Raw genomic sequence first — 11,338 nt, 5'->3', positions numbered from 1 at the left:
AGCTTCGCAAAACGAAGCCGGTTTTCATCAAATCTTCCGGTTTGGAGAGTTTATTGCCGGTATTGCTGGATGCGGGTGGTCCGCAAGCCTGCCAGGCCATGCTGATCGATGGAGAACTGCCAGGACAGGAACTCGTCCACCGTCAGCGTGTAGCGGCTGCAAGCCTCTTCGAGGGAGAGCAGGCCGCCGCGAACCGCGGCAACGACTTCGGCCTTGCGGCGGATCACCCACCGTTTGGTGCCGGGCGCGGGCAGGTCCGCAATTGTTAATGGACTTCCGTCAGGCCCGATGACGTATTTTACCCTCGGGCGATGGGGTTCTGTCATGGCGTACTCACAAACTCTCAACCACTGAACTCACGCTGACAACCTACGCCGTGCGACTTAAAATTTGCCTAAGCCCAAGGGTTCAATACGAATCTCGTTGGAAATGGCTGGAACTGGGGCTGGGGAGGCGTCTGGGCGGACGAGGGATTGCAGCCGGAGCCGACCACATCGGCGGTAGCTCCGCGAAGGTGCAAGGCGTAATCCGCCATTCAGCGCCAGTCCGTAGTCATCTCAGCCAACCGCTCCAAGTGGTCGCTGTTCGCCAAAGTCTCCGCTCGCCAATTGCGCAAGCGCGACCATCATTCGATATGGGGCGCGGGAGCACTGACCCCGTTGGCGATGTAACCGGTGCGGCGGATTACGCTTTCTTGACGCGAACTGAATTCCACCGCCGGAACAAGTCCGAGGGCATGCTTCGCTTGAAAAACGTCAAACTGATGCGGGTTGCAGCGCACGTCCCAACAAGAAAAATGCCATACCTGCAACGGCGCCGAAGAGCCATGCGAATGAGCCGGTTGGTACGAGGAAAACGAGTATGACAATAGCGTCGAACACTCGGCTATGGCCCAGACTGTTCATAATGCGCTGCGGCTCGAACGCAGAAAAGGGCCGGTAGGGCGGATTGGAGCCGACTACATCGGCGGTAGCTCCACGAGCGAAAGTGGAAGGCGTAATCCGCCATCTTGGGCGTGCCACAACTATAGCATGTGCTATCCTGCTTCCCATGCCGAATTATCGTCGTTTCCGGGCGGCTGCTGGTTCTTCACCGTCAACCTGCTGGAGCGGCGGAAAACCCTGCTCGCCGATCATATCGCGATGCTGCGCGAGGCCGTCGCCATAACCCGCCGCGACCATTCCTTCACCATCGATGCCTTCGTCGTGCTGCCCGATCATCTGCATGCGGTCTGGCAACTGCCGCCGGGCGATCATAATTTCTCCACGCGCTGGCGTCTGATCAAGACGCGGTTCGCGCGAGCGCTGCCGAAACAGGAGCGGCTCAACGTCGTTCGCGTCGCCCGCAACGAGCGCGGCATCTGGCAGCGGCGATTCTGGGAGCATTTGATCCGCGACGAGGCCGACTATGCGCGCCATGTCGAGTATTGCTACATCAATCCGCTCAAGCACGGTCTCGTCGCGCGCGTGTGCGACTGGCCGTATTCTTCCTTTCACCGCGATGTGCGCGCGGGGTTGTTTCCGGAAGATTGGGCTGGTGACGGCGAGGTGGACGGTGATTTCGGCGAGCGACGGTGATTGGGCGGGTTGCTGGTTCTGATCGGCGGATTACGCCCAACGGGTCCGCTTTGCGCGGACCCGTTGGCTCCAATCCGCCCTACCGTTGCTGCGTCGCCTCGTGCGCAAGCGAAATCTCGCTGCGCGCGTGCGACAAATCAACCCGACGGGCAAATCAGTTCTGCTTTTCGGAAGTCGTGTCAAGCCCCGAAATAAAAAATATTTCTGTTTACCGGAAGGAAAATCAGGTGCATATGTTTGCCCATCCCGTCCCACTCAGAGGGCGTCGGCCGTCGTCACGGACGTTGGGCGGGTTGCGGTGGACGCTGGTTTACGCCTCGACGACGGCGTGGATAAGCGTACGGCAAAACCGTGTGGTCCTGGCGCCCGTTGCTGGCGTCAAGCCGTCGGCTAAGCGCAAGCTGAACCGGCGGTGACGGAGTCAACCAAGAACTCGTCTCCGGGGAGAGCGCGGCATAAGCCGTAAAGCCATTGCGCAGGGAAGGCCGGGTGTTCACCGCTGCCCTGTATGCTCGTGTGCATGTTGTTTTGTGCAATCCGCACACGGGACCGCGGGTGCAGCGCGCACCCGGTCTTCCCTGCGCCCTCTATTTTCGAGGGCAAGGAATTTCTGGCAAAGCTCGGGCGCAATGCGTCGCGAGAATGCGAAGGCATATTCAGTTGTCGTCACCCGCGAAGGCGGGTGACCCAGTATTCCAGAGACGTCAGCGAAGAATCGAGAAGCCGCGGCGTACTGGATCGCCCGGTCAAGCCGGGCGATGACGGCAAGGGCTGTTTGAAATTTGAATCCAAAGTCTGACCGCGTCATTGCGAGCGAAGCGATCCATACCTCAGCAAGTCGTGAGATAGATTGCTTCGCTTCGCTCGCAATGACGCGGAGAGGGTTGCGGACGTTCACGCGGAAGGCCGGGACGGCGAGGACGAGAGCGCGACCCGTCAGCCCGCAGCGCTAGCTCGCGGTCGACGGGCGCACCACGCGCTTGATCTTGTCGGTGGTGTAGCTCTGCCCGCCGATCGACAGCAGCGGCGGGGAGGCGCTGAGATCGACTGAATCGACGACGCCCTGGACTTCGGTGGAGATCGAGACGTTGTTGCCTGCACTGTCCTTGCCTGTCGCGGTGAGGGTGTAGGTGCCGGCCGGCCACTGCGCGCCGTCATTGCCCTTGCCGTCCCAGACGAAACTGGAGCCGCCCTGCTTCAGCGCATAGCTGCCGGAATAGGCCGTCAGTCCCGTCGAACTGGCGATCGTGATCGATGCCGTGGTGTCTTTCTCCGACTGGAAATTCCAGGTCGCCGACTTGTCGAACTGCGCCTTGCTGCCGTCGACCGCAACCGTGTTGCCGACATAGACCAGCGCCTGCGTCGCCTGGGCGCTCTTTTCGATTTCGATCAGCGACTTCAACTGCTCGTTGGACCGCAGCTGCTGCTCGACGCCGGCGAACTGCACCAGTTGCTGAGTGAACTGGTTGGTGTCGAGCGGATCCATCGGGTTCTGGTTCTGCAGCTGCGTCGTCAGCAGCGTCAGAAAGGTCTGGAAATTGTCCGCGATCCCCGTCGTCGCCGTCGAGGACGTCGAGCTCGTGGAGGTCGAACTGCCGGTTCCGGCCGCCGACACGATCGGTGTCGGCATGGTTGCTTCTATGCCCATAACGCTCTCCGTTAAACCCTGATGTCCACGCCGCCGCTCGCTCCGAGCATGCGGCCATAGTTGCGGCCGGCGACCGCCGCCGGAATGCTGTCTTCTTCGCTGACGACCAGCCGATGGGCATTGGGATTGGACTGGTTGCCGTCGTTCTGGCCCCGCGAGGATTGATCGCGCAGGCTGAATTGCAGCCCGCCATTGCCGGTCGAAAGCCCGGCATTGTCGAGCGCGCGCTGCAGCTGGTTGGCGTCCTGGCGCAGCATCGACAACGTCTCCGGCCGCTCCACCGTCAGATGCGAGGTGACCTGGCCGTTGCGATCGACATCGATGCGGACGTCGATGCGGCCAAGCTCGGCCGGATCGAGCCGGATTTCGAAACGGCTCTTGCCGCTCCTGGCGGACGCCGCGATTTCCATCGCAAGCCCGCTGAGCGGCACCGCCGCTGATGTCGCGACCGCGACGTTGAGCTGGGGTGCCGGGGCCGGCGTGGTGGAAGATGCCGGCTGCTGCGTCTGGATCGCGCCAGCGGCCTGCAAGCCGTTGTTCGATGCGCCAGCCAGGGTCTGGCTGACATCGGCTGTGACCGGATGCGCATGGGCGGCCGCATTGGCCGATAGTGCCGGAGCGCCGTTGCCTGCGATATCAGCCTTAGCGGCGTCGATGACGCCGTTCTCGGCTTTCGCTTGGCCGGCGACCTCCGCCTGCGGTGCGGTGGCGGGAACGATGGTGCCCGGTGCCGGAGCTGCGGGAGCGGCGATCGTGCCGGCAGCCTTGTCGGACTCGCCTGATGTCGCAGTGGCTTCTTTCGTGACGACCGTCGTCATGGCTTGCGTTGCGGTTTTCGACACACCGGCAGCCGTCGCAGCTGCGGATGCAGCCAATGCGATGCCTGATGTGACCGTGGTGTCGGCGGGCGTGGCCTGCGCAATGACGGCGACGCTGACCTCGGTCTGGGCATCGATCTTCGCGCCCGCTGTCTTGGCGGCGTTGGCGGTCGCAGCCGGATTTGCGCCGGCATCGGCCGCCGGAGCGCCGCTGAGCGAGGCGGTAGCAGCAATGGCGGCTGCGGCGATCGCAAGCGGCGCCGTCGCGGAATCGGTCGGAGCTTTTGCGCTCGAGGCTTCCACTGTTGCCGTCGCGACGGGAATCACGGTGGCAACAGCGCTGGCTGTTACCAGCGCTGCCGTATCCTGTTTTGCTTCGGTCTGATCGGCGGCCGCAGCGCCTTCGCCGGAAGCGGGCTTGCCTTCCGCCTTGGTCTCGTCCGGTTTCGACGCGTCGGACTTGGGGGAATCCGATTTCGTCTTGGAGCGGGTTGCGTCAGCCTTCGTGTCGGCCTCGGCGTTGTCGCGGGCATTGCTGCCGGCATCGCGGCTCGTGGAGTCCTGGCGCGCGTCGCTGCGTGCGGCCTTGTCGGATGCCGCTTTGTCCGAAGCTGCCTTGTCCGAAGCGGCCGTGTTGTCGCGCGCCCGGTTATCCGCCGGGCTTTGCTGTTCGTCGGAGCGTCGCGGCGCGGTGTCCTGGGAACGGTGGTCGCTGGCCGCGGCCTTGTTGCTGTCGACCAGCGCCGCAAAGCTGTCGTTTCCGGCCGCCTGGTCGGAATCCGATCGTCCCGACCTCGCGGTCGCGCCTTGAAAAGACACGTTTGCCATTAGTTCTGACGTGACACTAACCACGGGCGACCCTCGCGCTGAAACCTTGACTACCTCTCAGCAAGGACCGGGCCACGCCCTATATCAGAATAATTTCCTTTAACTTCAATTGCTTAATGAGGAGGCGGGTTAGCCACGAAGGTCTTGGGCCGGCCCCTTTTTCTGCCCGGCGGCAAGATTTGCCGTCTATTGCCGGCCCATAACCCGGTCCGGCTGATTGCCTCCCGGGAATACGGCCTATATTAAAGAGCGAACTTCCGGTCCGGCCAAAAAGGGCCGGACCGGGCCTTAAGGCCTTATATGTAAAAGGCTTTTTTGAACTCTTGCCGCGCGGCGCTGCCTCGCGATTGAAGCCGATTGACCTGCCATGCCGAACAGTTTGGACCTCGAAGGCCGCCCCCAGGACACACGGATCGTGGTCGCCATGTCTGGCGGCGTCGATTCCTCGGTGACGGCTGCCTTGCTGAAGTCCGAGGGCTACGATGTGGTCGGCATCACGCTGCAGCTCTACGACCATGGCGCGGCCACCCATCGCAAGGGCGCCTGCTGCGCCGGCCGTGACATCCACGACGCCCGCAATGTCGCCGAGCGGATCGGCATTCCGCATTACGTGCTCGATTACGAAAGCCGTTTTCGCGAGTCGGTGATCGACAATTTCGCCGACAGCTACGCGCTCGGCGAAACGCCGGTGCCGTGCATCGAGTGCAACCGCTCGGTCAAGTTTCGCGACCTGCTGTCGACCGCGCGCGAGCTTGGCGCCAGCGCACTCGCGACCGGACATTATGTCGCCTCGCGCCGCCTCGTGGATGGATCGCGGGCGCTGGTGTGCGCCGCCGACGCCGACCGTGACCAGAGCTACTTCCTGTTCGCGACCACGCCCGAGCAGCTCGACTATCTGCGCTTTCCGCTCGGCGACATGACCAAGCCGCAGGCGCGCGAACTGGCGCGGCGCTTTGGCCTCGAGGTCGCCGACAAGCAGGACAGCCAGGACATTTGCTTCGTCCCGACCGGGCGCTACACCGACATCATCGGCCGCCTCAAGCCCGGCGCGATCGAGCCCGGCGACATCGTCGATCTCGACGGCCAAATCATCGGCCAGCATCAGGGCATCGTTCATTTCACTGTCGGCCAGCGCAAGGGACTGGGCATCGCGTCAGCCGCGCCGCTCTATGTCGTCAAGCTCGATGCCGCCAGCCGCCGCGTCGTGGTGGGGCCGCGCGAGGCGCTGCGGATGGACCGTATCCAGCTGCGCGACGTCAACTGGATCGGCGGCGGCGCGCTGGAGCGCGTGATCGGCGCGGGCATCGAGATGTTCGTGCGCGTGCGCTCGACGCGCCCGCCGCAGCCGGCGTGGCTGCGTGCGGTCGATGGCGGCTATGAAGTCGAACTCGTCGCCGGCGAAGAGGGCGTTTCGCCGGGCCAGGCCTGCGTGTTTTACGACGCGCCCTCGGGGCAGGCGCGCGTGCTCGGCGGCGGATTCATTAAAAGTGCCACCGCGCGGAACGCCGCGGCGAGGGCAGGGGCACAGGCGGCAACTTCACCGCCGCTTGCCGAGGTGATGCGCGGCTAAAAAAATGTGGGGCACAAGGGCGGGGGCTTAAGGGAATGACTGCGGACATCGACCGCGAGGGGGTCGAAAAGGCTTATGGGCGCTGGGCGCCGGTCTACGATCTCGTGTTCGGCAAGGTGTTCGAGCACGGGCGTCAATCGACGATCGCGGAAGCCGACAAGATCGGCGGGCGCATTCTCGACGTCGGCGTCGGCACCGGATTGTCGCTATCGGATTATTCGCGCAGCACCAAATTGTGCGGCGTCGATATTTCCGAACCGATGCTGCGCCGGGCGCAACAGCGGGTTCGCGCGCTCGGCCTCTCCAATGTCGAAACGCTCGCGGTGATGGATGCCAAGAATCTGGCGTTCAAGGATTCGTTCTTCGACGCCGTGGTGGCGCAATATGTCATCACCGCGGTGCCGGATCCCGAACGCACGCTGGATGATTTCATCCGCGTGCTGAAGCCCGGCGGCGAACTCATCCTGGTCAATCACATCGGCGCCGAAAGCGGTCCGCGGCGCGTCTTTGAACTTGCCTTCGCGCCGCTGGCGCGGCGGCTCGGCTGGCGGCCGGAATTCCCCTGGGAACGATTGACCAATTGGGCCGCCAAACATGGCGGCGTCAGCCTGACAGAACGGCGGCCGATGCCGCCGATGGGGCATTTTTCGCTGATCCGCTTCCGCAAGTCTTGAAATCAGCCGGGAACCTCCGCGGCTGCGGACCGTTTTCCCTGCATGGCAATGAAACGCTCGCTCTTTCTGTCGTGTGTTCTGATGGCGGCCTCCGGCATGGCGGCGGCGCAGGCCCCGCCGAGTCCGGCCACTCCCCCGGCTCCGACCGCGCCGCCATCGGCAGCTCGGACCGCCAATTGCGCGCCGATGCAACCCATGCCGCATTCCGGCGCGGCAGCACCGGAAGGCACCACCACCGGCCAGCGGGCCGAGCCGCTCGGCGAAAGGCTGGCGCGCTCCGATGGCGTGCTGTGCCCGCCCGCCGGCATTGATCCCGAAATCCACGCGCCGACGCCCGGTGGCGGCAAAACGCCGGTGATTCCGCCGCCCGGCAGCCCCGGCGGCGATCAGTCGATCCGGCCCAAATAGCGCCGTTTGCAGGCAGTTTTCGAACCGGGCGGGTTTGCTTGACAGGTCGGCGACCGACTCCTTATATGCCGCGCGTTCGCGACTGCGGTATATTGAGCCGTGACGATGAACCGTGGCGAGGTAGCTCAGCTGGTTAGAGCACGGGAATCATAATCCTGGGGTCGGGGGTTCGAGTCCCTCTCTCGCTACCAATAGCTGCCGGGGTACCAACTCCCGAAAATCTTCAACGAATTCAATGGTTCGGACGCTTCGTCGGCTTGTATGGCGTGCCCTGTGTCACATGGTTTGGACACGGCGGTCGAATGGTTCGCTTGCGCCGATACCGTTAATCGTCGCTACCGTCCCCGGTACCGAATTACGGCGGCCGCTCGGCATCACTAGCCTAGGCGGGCTGCTGGTCTCCCAGTTCCTCACGCTCTACACGACTCCGGTGATCCACCCGCTGCTAAACCGGCCTCGGCCATTGCGAGCCGAGTCCGCTTTACTGCGGCGTAATGCCGGCATCCTTGATAATACGGCCCCATCTGTCGATTTCGCTCTTGAGAAGGGCTTCGAGCGCTGCGGGCGTCGCGCGTTCCTGCTCGACCGGCGCCATGCTGAGTTCGACGAAGCGGTTGACCAGGGGCGGGTCCTTCAGCGCCTTTTGCAGCGCGTCGACGAGCGCATCAACGATCGGCTTGGGCGTATTGCGTGGCGCATACAGCCCGTACCAGGTCGTGACGTCGAACTTCGGCACCCCCGCTTCCGCCGACGTCGGCACATTCGGCAAGGTCGGCACGCGCTTCTTGCTGGTGATTGCGTAACCGGGGATGGTGCCGGCCTGAATATAGGGTGTCGGCCCGGTGGCCGGATCGCAGTAGACGTCGATGTGACCGGCGATGATATCGTTCAGCGCGGGGCCGCCGCCCTTGTAGTAGATCGGTGTGAGCTTGGCTTCGATGGCGTTCATGAACATCAACCCGCACAGGTGTGACGCGGAGCCGAGGCCGACATTGCCATAGGTGACCTTGTCGCCCTGGGCGCGCACATGCGCGACGAGTTCCTTGAGGTCCCTGGCCGGAAAATTCGCACGCGCCACCAGGATCATCGGCACGTCGGTGACGAGACCGATCGGCGCAAAGTCGCCAACGGGGTCGAACGGCAGCTTGGCGTAGAGCGCCGGCGCGGTGGCTTGGCCGACATGCATCAGCAGCAGGGTGTAACCGTCAGGCGAGGCTTTGGCGACGCGATTGGTTCCAAGGGTACCACCGGCGCCGACGACGTTTTCGATGACGAGCGACTGCTTCAGCGTCGCGCTCATCGACGTCCCGAGCAGGCGTGCAATGACGTCGCCGGGCCCGCCGGCCGAGAAGGGTACGACCAGCGTGATCGGCCGGCTCGGGAATTCCTGGGCGAATGCCGGCAGTACGGGCGACAGCAACAGCATCAGAAGAACGCGTCTTACAAGATTCATGACAGCTTCCTATCGGCCTTGTGGCCCCTTGAAACGGCTTGGTCGAAATAGCGTTGGGTCATTCATCCGCGGTCGCCTTCTCGTTCGACGCGGATGATTGTTCGATCATGCTGAGCGCGGCCACGGCCGCCGCGTTGATGTGATCGACGCAGCATTTCTCGGCGAGGTCGGGATCGCCGCTCTGGATGGCGCGCCAGATCGCGGTTACCTCGCGCAGACTCTTGTTGATGCGCTTTGGCTGCGACATCGAGGTAATCCGCAACAGCGTGATCCGGTCGTGCAGCGGCCTGAGCATTCGTTCGATGAAGGCGTTCTGACAGCCGCCGATCAGCGCCGCATAAAACTCCGTCTTGGCTTCGAGGGCCGTGATCAGGTCGGAATCGGCGAACGCCGCTTTCAGCTTGGTGAGAGCGTCCCCGATCCGGCGGACGACGGCGGGGTCGTGCAGGCGCGCGCATTCGCGTCCGGCAAATCCTTCGAGGACGGCGCGGGCGGCGTAGAGCTGCTTTGCCTCCTCGAGGCTGATGGTGCTGACGACAGGGCCGCGGTGAGGGACGGTATTGACGAGACCATCGGCTTCCAGCAACCGGAGCGCTTCGCGAATGGATGGCCGGCTTACGCCGGTCATCTCGCAAAGCTCCCGTTCGACCAGGCGCTGGCCCGGCTTCAGCTTTCCGGACATGATCGCCTCGCGCAGCTTCTGGGCGACCATCGACCGGACGGTCGGAACGTCCTCGATCCGGAGCGTGGATTGCAATTCACCGCGTTTGTCCATTGTCTACCGCCTTCGCACCGGCATTGGTTCAATAGCGATTTACGGGCAGAATCATCATCTCCGCAATCTGAACATGCGGCGGCTGGTCCAGGGCAAATACGATCGACCGGGCAATGTCGGCCGGTTCGAGCGCCATCTTGAACTGCTCAAAGTAGTCCTTTTCCTTCTCCCGGTCGCCGCGGTAGCGAGTGAGGATGATGTTGGTCCTGGTCAGGCCGGGCTGCATTTCGGTGACCCGGATCGCCGTTTCGGCAAGCTCTCCCCGGAGCGTTTCGGTGAACATGTGCACGCCCGCCTTGCTGGTGCTGTAGGCGGCCATATCAGGGACGATGCGTACGGCGTTGATCGAGCTGATGTTGACGATGTGGCCGGCGTTACGCCTGACCATCTCCGGCAGCAGGCTGCGGGTCACCCGCATCAGGCCGATCAGATTGGTCTGGATGATCCCGGACCAATCGTCCGCTGAGCCTAAATCGAAGCGGGTCCGGCCGCCGATGTCGTGGCCGGCGTTGTTGACGAGGATGTCGATCGGTTTGAAGGCATCCGGGATGAGGTCGGGCAGGCGGTCCACGGCCTTGGTGTCGGTAATATCGAGTTCGATCGGGAATGTGTTGTCGCCCATCTCAGCGGCGAACGCACGAAGCGAGGCCGGATCGCGGTCGGCGAGCACGACCCGCCGCCCGCTTTCGACCAGCGCTTTCGTGATCGCACGACCCATGCCACCGGCGGCGCCGGTCACCACGGCATTTCGGCTCGATGCTTCAGCCATTGCAGATCTCCTGGGTGGGACAGCCGATGATGTTCATGCGATGGACCAGCCTCCATCGATCGGCAGGGTAGCCCCCGTGATATCTTGCGCTGCCGGACTGCACAGGAAGGCCGCCATCGCGCCGACGCCTTCCATGGCGACAAATCGCCCGCTCGGCTGCCGGCTCGCAAGGTAGTCACTGGTGGTCTCGTCGACGCTGCGGCCTTCGCTGGCCGCGATGGCTGCGATCTTTCCCTGAATGGCCGGCGTCGGCAGCGTGCCCGGACACAGTGCGTTGCAGGTAATTCCGCTCTTTGACGTTTCGATTGCGACCGCACGGGTCATGCCGATGATGGCCGTCTTGGTGGTCACATAATCGATGCGGTCCGCGACCGCACGCGTCGAATAGATCGATGCCATGTTGATGATGCGGCCCCATTTCCGTTGCTTCATGCCGGGCAATGCAAGCCGGATCAGGTGGAACGGGGCCGATAGATTGACGGCGAGAGCTTCGTCCCATCGTTCCGGCGGGAAGTTCTCGACCGGTGAAAAATGCCGTACCACCGCATTGTTCACCAGGATATCGACCGCGCCGACACGTCCGAGCAGGCTGGCCATCATCGATTCTATGGCGGTGCGCTGTGCCAGGTCGGCTGCGATGCTGACTACCTCGACGCCAAACTGCGCGCGCAGACGATCCCGCGTCTGCGCCGGTTCGGTCAGATCGTGCAGGACAATGTTGGCTCCCGCGCCCGCAAGGCTTTCGGCCACGGCGAGGCCCAAGCCCGCCGTCGCCCCGGTCAAGAGAGCCCATTTGCCCTGCAACATCGTCAGTCCCC

Annotated in this window: 11 protein-coding genes, 1 tRNA gene and 1 pseudogene; 6 read left to right on the top strand and 7 right to left on the bottom strand. The window is 63.5% G+C overall.

The window, feature by feature from the left end:
- Positions 1-50: 50 nt before the first annotated feature.
- A complete protein-coding gene (locus tag JQ609_RS14245; RefSeq protein WP_002714638.1) occupies positions 51-326 on the bottom strand; it encodes a DUF1153 domain-containing protein in 276 nt (91 codons plus the stop codon).
- A 705-nt stretch (positions 327-1,031) separates the two neighbouring features.
- On the opposite strand from JQ609_RS14245, the gene JQ609_RS14240 reads away from it, so the two are divergent.
- Complete coding sequence (locus JQ609_RS14240) at positions 1,032-1,577, top strand: REP-associated tyrosine transposase (RefSeq protein ID WP_212273866.1); 546 nt, start codon at positions 1,032-1,034, stop codon at positions 1,575-1,577.
- 949 nt (positions 1,578-2,526) lie between these two features.
- On the opposite strand, the gene JQ609_RS14235 is transcribed toward JQ609_RS14240, so the two are convergent.
- On the bottom strand, positions 2,527-3,225 hold the full coding sequence (locus JQ609_RS14235; RefSeq protein ID WP_212273865.1) for a flagellar hook assembly protein FlgD: 699 nt from the start codon (positions 3,223-3,225) through the stop codon (positions 2,527-2,529).
- Positions 3,226-3,236: 11 nt separating this feature from the next.
- Positions 3,237-4,871: a flagellar hook-length control protein FliK gene (locus tag JQ609_RS14230; RefSeq protein WP_212273864.1), complete on the bottom strand. Its 1,635-nt coding sequence runs from the start codon at positions 4,869-4,871 to the stop codon at positions 3,237-3,239.
- Between the two features lie 367 nt (positions 4,872-5,238).
- Here JQ609_RS14230 and mnmA point away from each other — a divergent pair, with 367 nt between their 5' ends.
- From mnmA to JQ609_RS35065, 5 genes and pseudogenes are all read left to right on the top strand, one after another.
- The gene (gene mnmA, locus JQ609_RS14225) at positions 5,239-6,441 is read left to right on the top strand and encodes a tRNA 2-thiouridine(34) synthase MnmA (protein ID WP_212273863.1); all 1,203 of its coding nucleotides are present in this window, start codon (positions 5,239-5,241) and stop codon (positions 6,439-6,441) included.
- Positions 6,442-6,476: 35 nt separating this feature from the next.
- Entirely contained in the window at positions 6,477-7,115 is a 639-nt protein-coding gene (locus JQ609_RS14220; RefSeq protein WP_192737539.1) for a class I SAM-dependent methyltransferase, read from the top strand.
- Between the two features lie 42 nt (positions 7,116-7,157).
- Complete coding sequence (locus JQ609_RS14215; protein ID WP_212273862.1) at positions 7,158-7,523, top strand: hypothetical protein; 366 nt, start codon at positions 7,158-7,160, stop codon at positions 7,521-7,523.
- Between the two features lie 114 nt (positions 7,524-7,637).
- A tRNA-Met gene (locus JQ609_RS14210) sits at positions 7,638-7,714 on the top strand.
- A gap of 122 nt (positions 7,715-7,836) precedes the next feature.
- Positions 7,837-8,004 (top strand): annotated as a pseudogene (locus JQ609_RS35065) (efflux RND transporter permease subunit); the annotation flags it as partial.
- Here the strand turns inward: JQ609_RS35065 and JQ609_RS35060 are convergent.
- The 4 genes from JQ609_RS35060 to JQ609_RS14190 all read right to left on the bottom strand — a co-directional run bounded on the left by JQ609_RS35060 (position 8,005) and on the right by JQ609_RS14190 (position 11,327).
- Positions 8,005-8,976, bottom strand: coding sequence for a tripartite tricarboxylate transporter substrate-binding protein (locus JQ609_RS35060; RefSeq protein ID WP_249127981.1), 972 nt, complete (start codon positions 8,974-8,976; stop codon positions 8,005-8,007). It lies immediately after the preceding pseudogene.
- Between the two features lie 58 nt (positions 8,977-9,034).
- Positions 9,035-9,751, bottom strand: a complete 717-nt coding sequence (locus JQ609_RS14200; protein ID WP_192734570.1) for a GntR family transcriptional regulator — start codon at positions 9,749-9,751, stop codon at positions 9,035-9,037.
- A gap of 28 nt (positions 9,752-9,779) precedes the next feature.
- Positions 9,780-10,490: an SDR family oxidoreductase gene (locus JQ609_RS14195; RefSeq protein ID WP_312014855.1), complete on the bottom strand. Its 711-nt coding sequence runs from the start codon at positions 10,488-10,490 to the stop codon at positions 9,780-9,782.
- A gap of 63 nt (positions 10,491-10,553) precedes the next feature.
- Positions 10,554-11,327: a 3-hydroxybutyrate dehydrogenase gene (locus JQ609_RS14190; RefSeq protein WP_249127979.1), complete on the bottom strand. Its 774-nt coding sequence runs from the start codon at positions 11,325-11,327 to the stop codon at positions 10,554-10,556.
- Between the last annotated feature and the right edge of the window lie 11 nt (positions 11,328-11,338).

The sequence above is a fragment of the Bradyrhizobium sp. AUGA SZCCT0169 genome (genome assembly GCF_018130085.1).
Taxonomy (GTDB): domain Bacteria; phylum Pseudomonadota; class Alphaproteobacteria; order Rhizobiales; family Xanthobacteraceae; genus Bradyrhizobium.
This window is presented reverse-complemented; position numbering and strand designations above follow the sequence as displayed.